Annotated in this window: 14 protein-coding genes; 2 read left to right on the top strand and 12 right to left on the bottom strand. The window is 62.9% G+C overall.

Annotated features, from left to right (window positions below; all coding sequences use genetic code 11):
- Positions 1-7: 7 nt before the first annotated feature.
- The 12 genes from QRN22_RS08580 to leuC form a co-directional block, all read right to left on the bottom strand.
- Positions 8-643 (bottom strand): SPOR domain-containing protein, encoded by a 636-nt coding sequence (locus QRN22_RS08580; RefSeq protein ID WP_042553059.1) that lies wholly within the window; start codon positions 641-643, stop codon positions 8-10.
- Complete coding sequence (gene folC, locus QRN22_RS08575; RefSeq protein ID WP_042553060.1) at positions 627-1,934, bottom strand: bifunctional tetrahydrofolate synthase/dihydrofolate synthase; 1,308 nt, start codon at positions 1,932-1,934, stop codon at positions 627-629. The genes QRN22_RS08580 and folC overlap by 17 nt, the downstream gene beginning before the upstream one ends.
- Positions 1,931-2,815 carry an acetyl-CoA carboxylase, carboxyltransferase subunit beta gene (gene accD / locus QRN22_RS08570; RefSeq protein WP_042553061.1) on the bottom strand — a complete coding sequence of 295 codons (885 nt, stop codon included), beginning with the start codon at positions 2,813-2,815 and terminating at the stop codon, positions 1,931-1,933. The genes folC and accD overlap by 4 nt, the downstream gene beginning before the upstream one ends.
- A 172-nt stretch (positions 2,816-2,987) precedes the next feature.
- Complete coding sequence (locus QRN22_RS08565; protein ID WP_042553062.1) at positions 2,988-3,620, bottom strand: phosphoribosylanthranilate isomerase; 633 nt, start codon at positions 3,618-3,620, stop codon at positions 2,988-2,990.
- 78 nt (positions 3,621-3,698) lie between these two features.
- Positions 3,699-4,565 (bottom strand): tRNA pseudouridine(38-40) synthase TruA, encoded by an 867-nt coding sequence (gene truA, locus QRN22_RS08560; protein WP_042553063.1) that lies wholly within the window; start codon positions 4,563-4,565, stop codon positions 3,699-3,701.
- Positions 4,566-4,568: 3 nt separating this feature from the next.
- The gene (locus QRN22_RS08555) at positions 4,569-7,430 is read right to left on the bottom strand and encodes a motility hub landmark protein FimV (protein ID WP_042553064.1); all 2,862 of its coding nucleotides are present in this window, start codon (positions 7,428-7,430) and stop codon (positions 4,569-4,571) included.
- A gap of 146 nt (positions 7,431-7,576) precedes the next feature.
- Positions 7,577-8,587 (bottom strand): aspartate-semialdehyde dehydrogenase, encoded by a 1,011-nt coding sequence (locus QRN22_RS08550; protein WP_042553065.1) that lies wholly within the window; start codon positions 8,585-8,587, stop codon positions 7,577-7,579.
- Between the two features lie 138 nt (positions 8,588-8,725).
- Positions 8,726-9,838 (bottom strand): aspartate-semialdehyde dehydrogenase, encoded by a 1,113-nt coding sequence (asd, locus tag QRN22_RS08545; protein ID WP_042553066.1) that lies wholly within the window; start codon positions 9,836-9,838, stop codon positions 8,726-8,728.
- A gap of 54 nt (positions 9,839-9,892) precedes the next feature.
- Positions 9,893-10,975 (bottom strand): 3-isopropylmalate dehydrogenase, encoded by a 1,083-nt coding sequence (gene leuB, locus QRN22_RS08540; protein WP_042553067.1) that lies wholly within the window; start codon positions 10,973-10,975, stop codon positions 9,893-9,895.
- A 171-nt stretch (positions 10,976-11,146) separates the two neighbouring features.
- Positions 11,147-11,905, bottom strand: a complete 759-nt coding sequence (locus QRN22_RS08535; protein WP_042553068.1) for a class I SAM-dependent methyltransferase — start codon at positions 11,903-11,905, stop codon at positions 11,147-11,149.
- Positions 11,906-11,932: 27 nt separating this feature from the next.
- On the bottom strand, positions 11,933-12,580 hold the full coding sequence (gene leuD, locus QRN22_RS08530) for a 3-isopropylmalate dehydratase small subunit (protein ID WP_042553069.1): 648 nt from the start codon (positions 12,578-12,580) through the stop codon (positions 11,933-11,935).
- A 10-nt stretch (positions 12,581-12,590) separates the two neighbouring features.
- Positions 12,591-14,018 carry a 3-isopropylmalate dehydratase large subunit gene (gene leuC, locus QRN22_RS08525; protein ID WP_042553070.1) on the bottom strand — a complete coding sequence of 476 codons (1,428 nt, stop codon included), beginning with the start codon at positions 14,016-14,018 and terminating at the stop codon, positions 12,591-12,593.
- A 156-nt stretch (positions 14,019-14,174) separates the two neighbouring features.
- Here leuC and QRN22_RS08520 point away from each other — a divergent pair, with 156 nt between their 5' ends.
- Together QRN22_RS08520 and QRN22_RS08515 are read left to right on the top strand one after the other, a co-directional pair.
- Positions 14,175-15,080, top strand: a complete 906-nt coding sequence (locus tag QRN22_RS08520) for a LysR family transcriptional regulator (protein WP_042553071.1) — start codon at positions 14,175-14,177, stop codon at positions 15,078-15,080.
- Between the two features lie 93 nt (positions 15,081-15,173).
- On the top strand, positions 15,174-18,101 hold the full coding sequence (locus QRN22_RS08515; protein WP_042553072.1) for a bifunctional diguanylate cyclase/phosphodiesterase: 2,928 nt from the start codon (positions 15,174-15,176) through the stop codon (positions 18,099-18,101).
- The last annotated feature ends 7 nt before the right edge of the window (positions 18,102-18,108 follow it).

Genomic DNA, 18,108 nt, shown 5'->3' with positions numbered 1-18,108 from the left:
TACCGAGTCAGTTGCTTTCAGGCTGGAAGCGCACCACGAAGCCATTGAGCTTGTGCTGACGATTGAGCTGATCGCGCAGCCGATCGGCTTCGACTCGCTCGACCAGCGGCCCGACGAACACCCGGTTCATGCCATCGGCAGCGCGAATATAGGCGTTGTAGCCTTGGGCGCGCAGGGTTTTCTGAAGGGTCTCTGCGCCTGGGCGACTGGAAAGGCTGGCCAGTTGCACCGACCAGCTGACCGGCAGGCTATTGGCATCCAGACGCTCGGCCGGCGCTTTCTGCGGCGGCGGCGCCACTTCGGCGGGCTTGCTGGGCGTTGGCTGCGGAGCAGGCGTCGCAACGGGAGGCTGACTAGCAGGCAGTTCGGCGATCGGCTGCTCGACCGGCGCCGGAGCCTGATCGGTGGCCCCACTGTCGCCGGGCACCGGCTCCTGCGGCAACTCCTGAGGATCGGGGACGATGACCGGCTGCATCTCGATTTCCGGCACTACGGGCTTGGCCGGGATGCTTGGCGCGTCGACCACCACATGACGCAACTCGTCAGGACGGGATAGCAGCATTGGCAGGAAAATCACCGCCAGCGCCACCAGCACCAGAGCCCCGACAATACGTTGCTTCGTTCCACTATCCAGCATTGCCATCCTGCACATCCTCCTGGGCGTGACGCTCCAGCCATATCAGGGCTTCGGCCACGCAGAAAAAAGAACCAAAGAGCAGAATTTCATCCCCTGCCGCAGCGCGCTCGCACTGTGCCTGCAGAGCACTCGCGACATCGGCGTACATCTCGACCTGTGCAGCACAGGCGATCAGATGCCCATGCAGCTCGGCCGCGGAGCGAGAACGCTCGGTCGGCAGCGGCGTGACCGCCCAGTGCGCAATCTCGCCCAGCAGCGGCGCGACGACGGCAGGCAAGTCCTTGTCGGCCAACAGACCGAAGACTGCCAGGCGCTGCCCCTCTGCAGGGCGGGCCTGCAGACGACCGGCAAGAAACTGCGCGGCGTGGGGATTGTGCCCTACATCGAGCAACAGAGTGAGGGACTTGCCCCGCCAGTTCAAGTGACGACGGTCCAGGCGACCGGTTACCCGGGTAGCGGCCAATGCTGCGGCGATGACGCCGGCATCCCAGGGCAGATCGAGCAAGGCATAGGCCTGTAGAGCCAGCGCGGCGTTTTCCATGGGCAGATCGAGCAGTGGCAAGCCGGCCAGACGCAGCACGTGCCCACGCGGCGTGAGCCCGTACCAGCTCCAGCCGTCCTGGGCGATGCTCAGGTCGAAATCCCGGCAGCGCAGGAAGAACGGTGCATCGATTTCCACCACCCGCTCCAGCAATGGCAGCGGTGGATCGAAATCGCCGCAGAGTGCCGGCTTGCCGGGGCGCATGATCCCGGCTTTCTCGAACGCAACCGACTCGCGGGTATCCCCCAGCCAGTCGGCGTGATCCACACCGATGCTGGTGATCAGCGCCAGGTCAGCATCGATCAGATTGACCGCATCGAGGCGCCCACCCAGACCGACTTCCAGCACAGCGACATCCAGACCGGCACGCTCGAACAACCAGAAGGCGGCCAGAGTGCCCATCTCGAAGTAGGTCAGCGAGGTTTCGCCCCGTGCGGCCTCGACGGCGGTGAAAGCCTCACAGAGACCTGCATCGCTGGCGTCCTGCCCATTGATCTGCACCCGCTCGTTGTAACGCAGCAGGTGCGGCGAGCTGTAGACGCCAACCTTGAGCCCTTGGGCGCGCAGCAACGCGGCGAGAAAAGCACAGGTCGAGCCCTTGCCGTTGGTGCCGGTGACCGTGATCACCCGCGGCGCCGGACGGGAAAGCCCAAGGCGCTCGGCAACCTCCCGGGAACGCTCCAGGCCCATGTCGATGGCGCTCGGATGCAAACGCTCCAGGTACGCCAGCCACTCGGCCAGGGAGCGCTGGGTCATGCCGTGACCGGCAGCGCTGCAGGGGATGGCTGGTGAGTGAACTGCGCCAGCAGACGAGCCAGACGCGAGCGCAGCTCGGCACGGTGAATGATCATGTCGATGGCGCCGTGCTCGATCAGGAACTCGCTGCGCTGGAAACCTTCTGGCAGCTTCTCGCGAACGGTCTGCTCGATCACTCGCGGGCCGGCAAAACCGATCAGTGCCTTCGGTTCGGCGACGATCACGTCACCGAGCATGGCAAGACTGGCGGAAACACCACCGTATACCGGGTCGGTCAGTACGGAAACGAAGGGGATACCCTCCTCGCGCAGACGCGCCAGCACGGCGGAAGTCTTGGCCATCTGCATCAGCGAGATCAGCGCTTCCTGCATACGCGCACCACCGGAGGCGGCGAAGCATACGAATGGGCAGCGTTGTTCAAGCGCCACGTTGGCGGCACGCACGAAACGCTCACCGACGATGGCACCCATGGAGCCGCCCATGAAGGAGAATTCGAAGGCACAGGCCACGATCGGCATGCCTTCCAGCGTACCGCTCATGGAAATCAGCGCGTCCTTCTCGCCGGTCTGCTTCTGCGCAGCGACCAGGCGATCCTTGTACTTCTTGCTGTCGCGGAATTTCAGGCGATCACTGGGCTCAAGATCGGCACCGATCTCTTCACGACCATCGGCGTCGAGGAAGATGTCCAGACGCGCACGCGCATTGATACGCATGTGGTGACTGCACTTGGGACAAACGTCCAGGGTCTTTTCCAGCTCGGGCTTGTACAGCACGGCCTCACAGGACGGGCACTTGTGCCACAGACCTTCCGGCACCGAACTCTTCTTGACCTCGGAACGCATGATCGATGGGATCAGTTTGTCTACCAGCCAGTTGCTCATGCTCTCAATTCTCCAACGCTGTAGGCTTCAACATGCTTGTTGCACATGACAAGCGAATTCACAAAGTGGCCGCCTCAGGGGCCGGCGTTACGCCCGCCACCTGACCCGACCACGAAAAAAGCACGCACTTATCGCGGCGATAGGAGTATGGACGGCTCGCTGCGCGACGTCGTCACATCGACTCGCCAACCGCCCGCACTGCGCGTACGAAGTCTTTTACCCGGCTGGCATCCTTGATGCCCTTGCTCGCCTCCACGCCGCCGCTGACATCGACCGCATAAGGACGCACCTGGGCGATTGCCGCAGCGACGTTACTCGCGGTCAGGCCACCGGCGAGGATGACCGGCTTGCTCAATCGCGCAGGCACCAGCGACCAGTCGAAGGCCTGCCCCGTCCCTCCGGGAACACCTTCCACGAAGGTATCGAGCAGAACTGCGCGGGCACCAGGATAAACGTCCACCAGCGCCGCCACGTCATCGCCTGCGCGAACGCGCAGCGCTTTGATATAGGGCCGGCCGACGGCTTCGCACTCGGCAGCGGTTTCATCGCCATGAAACTGCAGCAGATCCAGCGGTACCGCAGCCAGCACCTCATCGAGCTCGGCTCGCGACATGTCGACGAACAGACCGACCGTGGTCACGAAAGGCGGCAGCGCAGTCACGATGGCCCGCGCCTGCTCGATCGACACGGCTCGCGGGCTGCGCGCATAGAACACCAGGCCGATAGCGTCGGCACCAGCCGCCACCGCGGCGAGCGCATCCTCGAGGCGGGTAATCCCGCAGATCTTGCAGCGAACGACTGACAACAGACGAATACCTCCGCGAAAGGCCGGATGGTAACAAATGACCGTAGGCGATGGGCCATTAATTACTCTGCCCGCCGCCTACTCCGGGATTGCCACGTCTTTCAAGCCGGACAGGAAGTGCGGCCCCAGATAACGCGTCGGCAAATCGAACTCGGCCGGGTAATCCACTTGCACCAGATACAGCCCGTAAGGGTGGGCCGTTACGCCGCCAGTACGCCGCACACCGGTAGCCAGTACCTCGCCAGCCCACTCGACCGGACGCTCACCGGCACCAATGGTCATCAGCACGCCAGCGATGTTACGCACCATATGGTGCAGAAAGGCATTGGCGCGGATATCCAGCACGATGAAGCGACCATGTTGCAGCAACTCCAGGTGGTGCACCGTTTTGATCGGTGATTTGGCCTGACACTGCCGCGCACGGAATGCGCTGAAATCATGGGTACCGAGGAACACGCGGGCCGCTTCACGCATGCGTTCGATATCCAGTGGACGGTGGTTCCAGGTGACTTCTTCGGCCATGTGCGCCGGACGTATCTGATCGTTGTAGATCACATAGCGATAGCGTCGCGCCATGGCGCAGAAGCGCGCGTCGAAATGCCTTGGCATGGCCTTGGCCCAGGTGACACTGATGTCGCCTGGCAGATTCATGTTGGCCCCCATGACCCAGGCGTGCATGGATCGCTCGACCGTGGTGTCGAAATGCACCACCTGCCCGCTGGCATGCACCAGCGCGTCGGTGCGCCCCGCACAACTCAGCGTGACAGGCGCACCGCCGGCAACCTTGGAAAGGGCTTTCTCGAGGGAAGCCTGGATCGATGGCACGCCGTCACGCTGGCGCTGGAACCCACGATAACGGGCGCCACGGTACTCGACACCCAGGGCGATCTTGTAAATGCCGACGGCAGCCATTTCGGCTGCCGTCGAGGTACGCACATCAGACATGTATCAAACCAGTTTGCCGATCAGCTCGCGCGCTTCCTGCTGCTGACCATCGTTACCTTCGGCGATCACTTCGTCGAGGATGTCACGGGCACCCTCGGAATCACCCATATCAATGTAAGCGCGCGCCAGATCCAGCTTGGTCGCGGTTTCGTCAGTGCCCGAGAGGAAGTCGAAATCCTCGTCATCGTCGAGCGATGAGCTATCCGCCTGCAGTTCCCGAGGCTCCAGCTGACCTTGCTGCTCGAGACTTTCGGCCAGTTGGTCGAGCTCGGCGGTCACGTCATCGAGTTGGGCAGCGAAGCTGGCACCCGTGGTCGGCGCCGGCGCTTCCTCGTTGAGCGACAGGTCGAAATCAGCGGGCAAGCCGAAATCGTCCTGGGCCTTCTCATCAGCCAGAGCGGAAGAGAAATCATTGGCTGGCACCTTGTCCGCGTCGTCATCGAGGCTCAGCAGGAAATCATCTTCCTGAGCAGCGGCCGGGGTATTGGGCGAGTCCAGGTCGAGACTGAAGTCGGCCAGTTCGCCGCCCAACTCCTGACGGTTGTCGGCTTCGTTACCGAGGTCGAGATCGAAAGCCACGGCGTCGTCCTTGCTGGCAGCCGGTTGCTCGGGAGCCTGCAGATCCAGATCGGAATCCAGGCCCAGGGTGTCGATCTCGTCGAAACGGTCAGCGCTCTGCTTGGCCTGCGGATCAGCGGCGAACTCTGCTTCCAGTGCATCCAGATCGAGATCGAAGTCGTCGCTGGCAGGTTGCGATGCCACGGGTCGAGCAGGCTCGTCCAGCGCCAGATCGTCCAGACTGAAGGTGTCCAGATCATCGGCGGCGGCAGCGCCCGCCAGCGCAGCGGTGCCACCAAGGGCGACCATGGCTGGGTAACGGCTCTTCAGCTGTTCGACTTCGGCGTTGGCACCGCCAATCTCGCGCAGCTCGCTTTCCTGGCGAGCGAAACCTTCGCGATCACCCAGTTCGGCATAGACTTCCATCAGTTTCAAGCGCAGATCGGTGCGATGCGGTTCGTCGTTGATGGCGTTGTGCAGCAGCTCGGCCGCCTGGTTGAAGCGACCGTAAGCGATGTAGATATCCGCCTCGCCGAGGGCGTCACCGGTTTGTGCAGTAACGCGCTCTTCACTGACAGGCTGCAGCGGAGCGTTCAGGTCGTCCGGCAGATCGTTCAGGCTGTCGGCTGGCAGCTCCAGGTCGCTATCGAAACGATGGGTATCTTCCTGGTACACCGAAAGGCTCTCTTCCTGCTCGGCTTCCTTGCGTGCATTGCGGCGCGACAGGATCAACAGCACCAGCAGCAATGCCAGCAACAGGCTGCCACCGATCAACCCCAGCAGCATCGGGTTGGCCAGCAGGTTGTCGAGGGCGCTGTCCTCTTCGACCGGCTCGGGCGCGGCGACTACCGGCTCGGGGGCCTGGGCAACTTCAGGGGCAACTGGTTCGGCAGGGGCCGGCGCAGGGGCTATAGCGGGTTCTGCGGCCGGGGTAGCACCATCGACGGGTGCAGCCGGGGCGGCATCGGTACCGGTCTGTGCAGCAGGCTCACCGCTCAAAGGAGTCTGGCCTGCAGGCTCGGTCGGAGCAGCCGGTGCTTCAGCCGTCGGTGCGGCAGGCGTGGAAGCCTCGCTGCCTGGAGCGCCAGCCGGAGCGGCAGGAGCCTGCCCCTGGGGAGCCGCTGCCGCAGTTGCCGACTCTGCTGCGGCACCTGCGGCACCAGCGGCCTGACCGCCAGGTGCAGAGACGTCTGCCTGCAGTTTGGCCAGCTGATTGTCTTTCAGTTGAATGAGCCGCTGCAGCTTGTCGAGTTGACTCTGCAGATCGGTCATGCGGTCTTTCAACTCGTCGTTTTCACGACGGGTCGAATCCAGGCTTTCCTGGGTGACTGCCAGCTGGTTGCTCAGCGCGGTACTGTTGTTGGCGCCGTTTTCACTGCCAGCAGTGGCCTTGCCTGCATCGGCGGCAAGCAGCTTGAGCTTGTCTTCGGCCTGCACTTCGGCAGGCGCAGCGCCAGCACCGGTACGCCGTGTGGCATCGATCTGGCGGGTGCCGGCGGCGGCCGGAGCGCTACGCGCCTGGCGCCAGGAGCTGTTCTGTTCGCCGACCTGGGCCAATGCTTCGGATTGGCTGCGACTGGCAACCTGCGCTGCATCGGGCAGGCGCAGCACCTGGCCGCTCTTCATGCGGTTGATGTTGCCACCGATGAAGGCATCCGGATTGAGGTCCTGGATGGCGAGCATCGCCTGATGCACGCTGCCGTTGCCGCGTACGCGCTGGGCGACTTCCCACAGGGTGTCATTGGTGTTGGTGCGGTATTCGCCGCCCGGCTCGGCGGTCCCGGCACGGGGGGCGGCAGGCGTGGCCGCAGGTGCTGCTGCACGTGGCGGCGTCGCCGCGGGGGTAGCTGAACGCGGCACGGGGGCAGCGACAGGCAATTGCGGCGCAGCCGCAGCCTGCGGAGAATAAAGCGGCGGATCGAGCAGCAGCGTGTATTCACGCAGCAGGCGGCCATTGGGCCACAGCACTTCCACGAGGAAATTCAGGTAGGGTTCACGAACCGGCTTGGTCGACGTGACGCGAATCACGCTCTTGCCGTTGGGTTTGACGATAGGCGTGAACTTGAGGTCGGTCAGGAAATACTGGCGATCGACGCCGGCCTTGTTGAACTCTTCAGGCGAGGCGAGCGCAGGGCGCATTTCCGCCGCAGAAAGATCGCGAACATCCAGCAGTTCAATTTCTGCCACCAGAGGCTGGTTCAGAGACGACTGAAGCGTCAGCTCGCCGACACCCAACGCATGCGCCATACCGGAAGACAACGCCGTCGCCGCAGCGATAGCCAGTACCAGTTTACGAACCCGAACCATAGCCTTTTCCTTTGTGTTAACTGCTCTCGCATAACGAGAGGGTTGGTGATCGTCGGCTGCCCCTTTTCAGGCCCCCCAGCCAACAATCAGCGCGCTCAGTATTTGCCAAGCTCGAATAGATCTTCAAATTTCCGGATAAGTATCTTTTACAGATGGTGTTTTATCAATAACTCGCCCAGTTGCACGGCATTCAAAGCCGCACCTTTTCGCACATTATCAGACACAATCCACAAAGTGAGCTCGCTGGGGTCGTCCAAACCGCGCCGCACGCGGCCTACGTACACCTCATCCTGGCCAACGGCATCGCCGATGACGGTCGGATAATCCCCAGCATCGACACGTTCTATGCCGGATGCCGCATCCAGCGCTGCAATGACCTTGTCCAGCTCTACAGGTGTAGATGACTGAACTGTCACGCTCAAGCTGTCGCCGAAGAAAACCGGCACTTGGTGACAACTGACCGCGACACTCAGCGAGGCATCATCGAACAACGCCTTGATGTCTTCGTTCACCCGGCGCTCCAGGCGACCGTGCCCCTGCGCGTCCGGCTCGTCTACCTGGGCCAGTATGTTGAAAGCCATCTGCCGATCGAACAGACGCGGCTCGAACGAACGGCCATTGAGCAACTCGGCCGTCTGCCGGGCCAGCTCGGACACCCCTTCCCTGCCACGGCTGGAAACCGCCAGCCCGGCGTCGATCACCAACCGACGCACGGATACCTGCTCTCTCAATGCGGCCAGCACCAGCGTTACCGCCACGGCGACCGAGGAAGGGCTGCTGAGCATGAATGGCGCCTCACGCCCCTCGAGCGCAGCGGCATTGACCTCGGGCACGACGCGGGGAGCCTGCTCGCACGGCAAGGCACCCGTTATGTCGATCAACGAGCAGCCCGCCTTGCGCACCGCGTCGACATGGGCGAGGGTCACAGCCTGATCGGCGGCGAAGAACACCAGCTTCACGGCGCGAAAATCGAAACCGTCCACGGCACGCACACGCAGGTTGCGCCCCTTGTAGGCTAGCGTACGGCCGGCAGATTCGCTGCTGGCGAGCAGATGCAGATCACCGACCGGAAAATCGCGCTCTTCGAGAATCTGCAGCAGGGATTCGCCAACGCTGCCGGTGGCGCCGACGATGGCGATATCAAAGGTAGAAGTCATGAGGGGGAGCCTGACGCTCGATAGCTGAAACAGACCCGGCACTCTACCGAAAAGCAAAGGGGCGGGCGATGGCAATCGCAATGCGACCGCCATACACCCGCCCCTTCACGGCACGCCTGGTAGCGTGCCGTCAGCAGCTCAACGTTCCAGCAGGATCCGCAGCATGCGGCGCAGCGGCTCGGCCGCACCCCACAACAGCTGGTCACCCACGGTGAAGGCGCCCAGGTACTGCGAGCCCATGTTGAGCTTGCGCAAGCGCCCCACCGGTACGCTCAACGTACCGGTAACGGCGGTCGGGCCGAGGTCACGAATGCTCGCTTCACGATGGTTCGGCACCAGCTTGACCCAGGGGTTGTGCTGGCTGATCAGCCCTTCGATGTCGGACAGCGGTACGTCCTTGTTCAGCTTGATGGTCAGCGCCTGGCTGTGGCAGCGCATGGCGCCGATGCGCACGCAGATGCCATCGACCGGGATCGGGTTCTTGAAACGACCGAGAATCTTGTTGGTTTCCGCCTGGGCCTTCCACTCTTCACGGCTCTGGCCGTTAGGCAGCTCCTTGTCGATGTAGGGAATCAGGCTGCCGGCCAGCGGCACGCCGAAGTTGTCGACCGGAAAGGCATCACCACGCATGGCCTCGGCCACCTTGCGGTCGATGTCGAGGATGGCGCTGGCCGGGTCGGCCAGGTCGTCGGCGACGCTGGCGTTGACCGCGCCCATCTGCTTGATCAGCTCGCGCATGTTCTGCGCGCCGGCACCCGAGGCCGCCTGATAGGTCATGGCGCTCATCCACTCGACCAGACCGGCTTCGTAGAGACCACCCAGCGCCATCAGCATCAGGCTGACGGTGCAGTTGCCACCGATGTAGTTGCGTGTGCCCAGGTCGAGTTGATGGTCGATGACCTTGCGGTTGACCGGGTCGAGCACGATCACCGCGTCGTCGGCCATGCGCAGCGAGGACGCCGCGTCGATCCAGTAGCCTTTCCAGCCGGCTTCGCGCAGCTTGGGGAAGACTTCGTTGGTGTAGTCGCCACCCTGGCAGGTGAGAATCACGTCCAGACCTTTCAGCTCATCGATGCTGTAGGCATCCTTGAGCGTTTCGGTTTCCTTGCCGATGGCCGGGCCCTGGCCGCCGACATTGGAAGTAGTGAAGAACACCGGCTCGATCAGATCGAAATCCTGTTCTTCCAGCATGCGCTGCATGAGCACGGAACCCACCATGCCACGCCAACCGATAAGACCTACACGTTTCATAACCACTACACCTATATGAACAAGCCGCCGGACACTTTCCAGCGGCCTGGAAGATTACAGACTACGCAGCGCTTCGACTACCGCATCACCCATTGCCGCGGTGCCGACCTTGGTCGTACCTGCCGAGTGGATGTCACCGGTACGCAGGCCCTGATCGAGCACGCGGCTCACGGCCAGTTCGATGGCATCGGCGGCCTGAGCTTGGTTGAAGCTGTAACGCAGCATCATGGACACCGACAGGATGGTCGCCAGCGGATTGGCAATGCCCTGCCCGGCGATATCCGGCGCCGAACCGTGACACGGCTCGTACATGCCCTTGTTGTTGGCATCCAGCGAAGCGGACGGCAGCATACCGATGGAGCCGGTGAGCATCGACGCTTCGTCGGACAGGATGTCGCCGAACATGTTGTCGGTGACGATCACGTCGAACTGCTTGGGTGCGCGCACCAGCTGCATGGCAGCGTTGTCGACGTACATATGGCTCAGTTCGACATCCGGGTAATCCTTGGCCACTTCCTCGACCACGGCACGCCACAGCTGGCTGGACGCCAGCACGTTGGCCTTGTCCACCGAGCACAGCTTGTTGCCCCGCACGCGAGCCATGTCGAAACCGACCTTGGCGATGCGACGGATCTCGCTTTCGCTGTAGGGCAGCGTGTCGTAGGCCATGCGCTCGCCATTATCGAGCACTTTGCTCTCGCGGGGCTGGCCGAAATAGATGCCACCGGTCAGCTCACGCACGATGAGGATGTCCAGGCCAGCGACCACTTCGGGCTTGAGCGAGGACGCATCGGCCAGCTGCGGATAGAGGATCGCCGGACGCAGGTTGGCGAACAGGCCCAACTGCGAACGGATTTTCAGCAGACCGCGCTCCGGACGGATGGCCGGGTCGATCTTGTCCCACTTCGGCCCACCCACTGCGCCAAGCAGTACGGCATCGGCAGCGCGTGCGCGCTCCAGGGTTTCGTCTGCCAGGGGCACACCGTATTTGTCCACCGCAGCGCCACCCAATTCGTCGAACGACAGTTCGACGTCCAGCGCGAACTTGTCGTTGGCCAGACGCAGCACCTTGACCGCTTCGGCCATGATTTCAGGACCGATACCGTCGCCGGGGAGAACCAGAATCTGCTTGCTCATCGCTATTTCCTTCACGAAGCTCGAGGCGCATGCGCTAGACGGCAAACGCGACATTATTTAGAAACCTGAGCGGGCCTGCGCCTATCGCCCTGCCGCGAGGGGCGCCATGTTCGGCGCCCGCGGGGCATGGGTCAATGGGGCGTCAGGCCCACTCGCTGATAACACGTAACCTTATTTTTCCGCCCAGAGCACCAGCACATCGGTGCTGAACGAGCCATCGGCAGCGATCTCGAAGTACTCGCGCACTTCCTCGCCCACCGCAGCCTGCAAGGCGCGAATGGCCTCGCGCATGACCGCAGGCGTACGCATGCGCTCGACCCACGACGCGAACTCCAGCCGCAGACGCTGCCGGGTGTGGCTGCGCACCTGCAAACCCGCTTCGCTGATCTGCTGCAGCCATTCAGACACCGAGTAGTCACGCACGTGGCTGGTATCGCGCAGCACTTCGACGCTCTGCAAGTAGGTATCGAGCAGCGGCCTGCCCGGCGAGGCAACATCGATGAACGCCGCCACACCACCGGGCTTGAGCACCCGCCGCACGTCGCGCAGGGCAACCGCCAGGTCGCTCCAGTGATGGGCCGAGTAGCGACTGAACACGAAATCGAACTCGCCATCGGCAAATGGAAGCGACTCCGCAGCGCCATGCACCGTACGCAGGTTGTTCAAGCCCCGCTCGGCGGCAGCCTTGTCGACCACTGCGAGCATCTGCGCGGAGAGGTCGTAAGCCACCACGTCGCCAACCAGCGGCGCGACCTGAAAGCTGACATGCCCGGCGCCACAGCCCAGATCCAGCACGCGGGCATCGCCTCGCCCCGCTACCTCGGCCTGCAACAGGGCGAACTCGCTGCCCTGTGCATGCACGGCGCTATTGAGATAAGCGTTGGCCTGCTCGCCAAACTGGCGTTGCACCACCTGCTCGTGACCTGACATCTATCCTGCTCCCTGAAGACCGCTGGCTTACTTGATCGCGCCGAACAACCAGGGCTGACGCTGCTGGTAACCGACTTCGAACGCGCGAATCGCATCGGCGTCCTGCAGGGTCAGGCCGATGTCATCGAGGCCGTTGAGCAGGCAGTGCTTGCGAAAGGCATCGACTTCGAAGCGGTACTGCACGCCATCGGGTCGAGTGACGGTCTGCGCCGCCAGGTCGACGGTCAGTTGATAGCCTTCCTGAGCCTCGGCCTGTTCGAACAGGGCATCGACCTCCTCCTCAGCCAGAATGATCGGCAGCAGGCCATTCTTGAAGCTGTTGTTGAAGAAGATATCGGCGAAGCTCGGTGCGATCACGGTACGGAAACCGTACTCGTCCAGCGCCCAGGGGGCGTGCTCACGGCTCGAGCCACAGCCGAAGTTCTCGCGCGCCAGCAGCACGCTGGCGCCCTGATAGCGCGGAAAGTTGAGCACGAAGTCCTTGTTGATCGGCCGATTGGAGTTGTCCTGATTCGGCTGCCCGACATCCAGATAACGCCACTCATCGAACAGGTTCGGGCCAAAGCCGGTACGCTTGATCGACTTGAGAAACTGCTTGGGGATGATCTGGTCGGTGTCGACGTTGGCGCGATCCAGCGGAGCGACCAGGCCGGTGTGTTGAGTGAAAGGTGTCATGTCGTGCTCCTCAGGCCTGGATCAATTCGCGAACGTCGATGAAGCGACCGGTCACCGCAGCGGCGGCAGCCATGGCCGGGCTGACCAGGTGGGTACGGCCACCGGCGCCCTGGCGGCCTTCGAAGTTGCGGTTGGAGGTCGACGCGCAATGCTCGCCGTTGCCGAGTTTGTCCGGATTCATCGCCAGGCACATGGAGCAGCCTGGCTCACGCCATTCGAAGCCGGCCTCGATGAAGATCTTGTCCAGCCCTTCGCTTTCCGCCTGGGCCTTTACCAGACCGGAGCCTGGAACGACCAGCGCCTGTTTGATGGTGCTGGCGACCTTGCGCCCCTTGGCCACTTCAGCGGCGGCACGCAGGTCTTCGATGCGCGAGTTGGTGCACGAACCGATGAACACGCGATCGAGCTGGATATCGGTGATCGGCTGGTTGGCGGCAAGGCCCATGTATTTGAGGGCGCGGGTGATCGAATCCTTTTTCACCGGGTCGTTTTCACGGGCCGGATCCGGAACGTTCTGATCGACGGCCAGGACCATCTCGGGGGAAGTCCCCCAGCTGACCTGCGGCTTGATGTCTTCGGCACGCAGCTCGACCACGGTGTCGAAATGCGCGTCGGCGTCGGACACCAGGTCACGCCATACGGCGACCGCCTGCTCCCAGTGCTCACCTTTCGGCGAATACGGGCGACCCTTGACGTAGTCCAGGGTCTTTTCATCCACCGCGACCAGGCCGACACGGGCACCGGCCTCGATCGACATGTTGCAGATGGTCATGCGCCCTTCGAGGGACAGCTCACGGATCGCGCTGCCGGCGAACTCCAGCGCGTGGCCATTACCGCCGGCGGTGCCGATCTTGCCGATCACCGCGAGCACGATGTCCTTGGCAGTGACGCCGAACGGCAATTTGCCCTCGACCCGCACCTGCATGTTCTTCATCTTCTTGGCGACCAGGCACTGGGTGGCGAGCACGTGCTCGACCTCGGACGTGCCGATGCCATGGGCCAGCGCACCGAAAGCGCCGTGGGTAGAGGTATGCGAGTCACCGCAGACCACGGTCATGCCCGGCAGGGTAGCCCCCTGCTCCGGGCCGACCACGTGAACGATGCCCTGCCGCACGTCGTTCATCTTGAATTCGAGGATGCCGAAGTCGTCGCAGTTCTCGTCCAGGGTCTGCACCTGAATGCGCGAGACCTCGTCGGCGATGGCCTCGAGGCCGCCCTGGCGCTCGGCGCGGGTGGTCGGCACGTTATGGTCGGGCGTAGCAATGTTGGCATCGATGCGCCACGGCTTGCGCTGAGCCAGACGCAGACCTTCGAAGGCCTGGGGCGACGTCACTTCGTGAAGAATGTGGCGGTCGATGTAGATCAGCGACGAACCATCGTCGCGTCGCTTCACTTCGTGCATTTCCCACAACTTGTCGTAGAGCGTCTTGCCTGCCATCAGCCTGTCCTCATCGGTCTTTCTATGCCAGGGCAATAGCCCTTTGGCTTATGGGGTAATGCTACGACTCGCCGTCAAATTACTCAAATTCATATTTTTCATCCAAAGCATTCCCTGACAGAATGCGGCGATCATCGAACCAGCCTCGGAACTCCAATGGATCTCGCCACCCTCAACGCGTTTATCGCCATTGCCGAACTTGGCAGCTTTTCCGAGGCGGCCATACGCCTGCATCTCACTCAACCCGCGGTGAGCAAACGGATCGCCAGCCTGGAGCAACAGCTACGGGTACGCCTCTTCGACCGCCTGGGCCGCGAAGTGAGCCTGACCGAAGCCGGCCGCGCCTTGCTGCCACGCGCCTACCAGATTCTCAACGTACTGGAGGACACCCGCCGCGCGCTGACCAACCTCAACGGCGAGATCACCGGCCGCCTGACGCTCGCCACCAGTCACCACATCGGCTTGCACCGCCTGCCGCCGCTGCTGCGCGCCTTCACCCGCGCACACCCCCAGGTCGCCCTGGACATCCAGTTTCTTGATTCCGAGGTGGCCTATGACGAGGTGTTCCATGGGCGCGCCGAGCTGGCGGTCATCACGCTGGCGCCGGATACCCGTGAGCCGGTGCGCGCCGTGGCGGTGTGGGACGACCCCCTGGACTTCGTAACCGCCCCGGAGCATCCGCTGGCGCAGAGCAGCGGCGTGACACTGGCCGATGTCGCCCTGCACCCGGCGGTGTTTCCCGGTGGCAATACCTTCACCCACCACATCGTGCAGCGCCTGTTCGAGGCCGAAGACCTGACCCCCAATATCGCCATGAGCACCAACTATCTGGAAACCATCAAGATGATGGTGTCCATCGGTCTGGCCTGGAGCGTGCTGCCACGCACCATGCTCGATGATCAGGTCGCACGCCTGCCTTTGCCGGGCATTCAGCTGTCGCGCCAACTGGGCTACATCGTGCACACGGAACGTACGCTGTCCAACGCTGCCAGGGCCTTCATGCAGTTGCTCGACAGTCATCGTGACAGCCTTGCTTTCGCGCCCGGGCAAAGGCTAACTTGATACCCATGCAGGCCATTTGCCGCCTGCGTCATGCTGCGTGCCACGGATAGCCTCACCGCATGTTCTGCCGTCCTTTTTTGTAGAGGAAGGGTTATGGGCAACTCCAATGACAAACGCCCGCCATTGCCCTACGTCCCAGCACTCGACCCTGCCGAGTTCGAGAAGACCTGGCACGACTCCCAGCACCTGCTGGCTGCCCTCAATGGCGCAGGGCTCGGCGCCTGGTTCTGGAACGTCGACACCGGCGAAGTGAACTGGTCACGCGGGGCGCAGAAGCTGTTCGGCATCGACCCCAACAGCCCGCTGAGCGCCCCCGTCGATTACATGGCGCTGATACCCGAAGAAGAACGCACTGAAGTGATGCGGATGTTCCAGGCCGTGCTCGACGGCTCGCCTACCGCCGAGCCGATCCGTCACCGCATCCATTGGCCGGACGGCAGCCTGCGCTGGCTGGAGATCACCGGCAGCCTGCAGGCTGGCGAGGCCGGGCAGCACAAGATGTTCGGGGTAATCCGCGACATCAGTCGCCAGCGCGCTCAGGAACAGGCACTGGCCGACAGCCAGGAGCGCCTGCGCATGGCCCTGGAGTCGGCGGACCTTGGCACCTGGGACTGGCACATCCCCAGCAATACCATGTTCGCCTCGGCAAGGGCAGCGACCTTGCATGGCTTGGCGGCCGAACCCTTCCACGGCCCCTTCCTGGATTTTTTCGCGCACGTGCCCTTGATGGATCGTCAGGCCATGCGCCAGGCATACCGGGACCTGCTGCCCAATGATGGACAGGATTATCAGGTCACCTACAGAACGGTACATCCAGGCAAGCAAACGCATTACCTGGAAAGCACCGCCAAACTGCATCGCGATGCCCAGGGTCAGCCCGTGCGCATGACCGGCATTCTTATCGACACCAGCGAACGCACGCTGCGCGAACAACGCTTGCAAGCCTCCGAGCGCAAATTCGCCACGGTATTCCAGGCCAGCCCGGACCCGATCTGCGTGACGACGCTTCCCGAAGGCCGCATTCTGGAGATCAATCCGGCGTTCACCCAGGCGTTCGGTTGGCAATCGGCGGAAATTACCGGGCGCAACATCTTCAAGCTCAAGCCCTGGCAAACCCTGCCCGCATCCTCAGGCCTGCGTCAGAAAATTCTCAACGGCACGGACCTCACCGACGAGCGCATCGACCTGATCGACCCCCTCGGCCGCAGCATGACTTGCGTTGTCTCCTGCCGGCGCCTGGAACTGAGCGGACAACCCTGCGTACTGAGCAAATTTCGCGACATCACCGAGCAGCAGCGTGCCGAGGCGGCGCTCAAGGCCAGCCAGGAGAAGTTCTCCAAAGCCTTTCACTCGAGCCCGGACGCCATCACCATCACCACCCGTGACAGCGGGCGCTATATCGAAGTCAATGACGGCTTCACGCGCCTGACCGGCTACAGCGCGGACGAGGTAATCGGCCAGACGTCCGCGCAAGTGAACATCTGGGCGGACGCCGAGCAACGTCGACGCATGCTCGATACGCTGCGCGGTGAAGGGCATATCCAGCGCATGGAAATGCGCGCCCGGGATCGCGACGGCAACTGCGTGGAGGTGGAAGTCTCGGTCGAGCAGATCGAACTGGACGGGCAGCCCTGCCTGCTGGTCACCGCCCGCGACATCGGCGAACTCAAGGCCGCCCAGGCGCAGATCCAGCACCTGGCCTATCACGACTCGCTGACCAACCTGCCCAACCGTGCCCTGCTGATGGATCGCCTGACCCAGCAGATCGCCCTGCTGCAACGCCATGGGCTACGCGGCGCGCTGCTGTTTCTCGACCTCGACCACTTCAAGCACATCAACGACTCGCTGGGCCATCCGGTCGGGGATGCGGTGCTCAAGCTGATCACCGCACGCCTGGAGGTCAGCGTGCGCGAGGAAGATACCGTGGCGCGCCTCGGCGGTGACGAGTTCGTGGTGCTGCTGACCGGCATCGAGGGCAAGCTCAATCAAGTGATCAGCCATGCCCGCAGCACTGCCGACAAGCTACGCAAACTACTCACCGAACCGATGCTGCTCGATGGTCACCGCCTGCAGGTAACCCCGAGTATCGGCATCGCACTCATCCCGGATCACGGCCAGACCCCGGCCGATCTGCTCAAGCGCGCGGATATCGCCCTGTACCGAGCCAAGGATTCCGGCCGCAATGCCATCCAGCTGTTCCACAGCACCATGCAGCACGCTGCCAGCGAGCGCCTGCGCCTCGAGAACGAACTGCGCATGGCCCTGGCCCGCGGGGAGTTCGAGCTCTATTTCCAACCTCAGGTAGACGCACGCAAGGACCAGATCATCGGTGCCGAAGCGCTGCTGCGCTGGGCGCACCCGACCCTGGGGGAGCAATCACCGGCGCTGTTCATCCATGTTCTGGAAGAAAGCGGGCTGATCCTCGAAGTCGGCGCCTGGGTGATGGTCGAAGCCTGTCACGTCTGCGCGCAGTTGCTGGAAGAACGCATCATCGACGAAAACTTCAGTCTCTGCGTGAACATCAGCACCCGGCAGTTCCGTCAGAGCGATTTCGTCGAACGGGTCGAACACTGCCTGCGCAAGAACAGACTGCCGCTGGGCATGCTCAAGCTGGAGATCACCGAAGGCATCGTCATTCAGGACATCGACGAAACCATCGCCAAGATGAATCGCCTGCGCAAGTTGGGGGTGAGCTTCGCCATGGACGATTTCGGCACCGGCTATTCGTCGCTCACTTACCTCAAGCGCCTGCCGGTGGACGTGTTGAAGATCGACCAGTCGTTCGTACGCGACGCCACCAGCAACCCCAGCGACGCGGAAATCATCCGCGCCGTGGTGGCACTTGGTTTGAGCCTGGGCCTGGAGGTCATCGCCGAGGGCGTGGAGCAACAGAGCCAGCTGGACTTTCTGCAGAGCCAGGGCTGCCACTGTTACCAGGGCTACCTGTTCAGCCGTCCGCAGCCGCTGAACGAGTTCCGCGCCTTGCTGGCCCACAGCATGCAACGCCCGCGGCTGGGCTGAAACGGAA

The organism is Pseudomonas sp. MEJ086 (assembly GCF_030209025.1).
GTDB lineage: Bacteria > Pseudomonadota > Gammaproteobacteria > Pseudomonadales > Pseudomonadaceae > Aquipseudomonas > Aquipseudomonas fulva_A.
The sequence above is the reverse complement of the archived record's forward strand: the minus strand, read 5'-3'. Positions and strand labels throughout refer to the sequence as shown.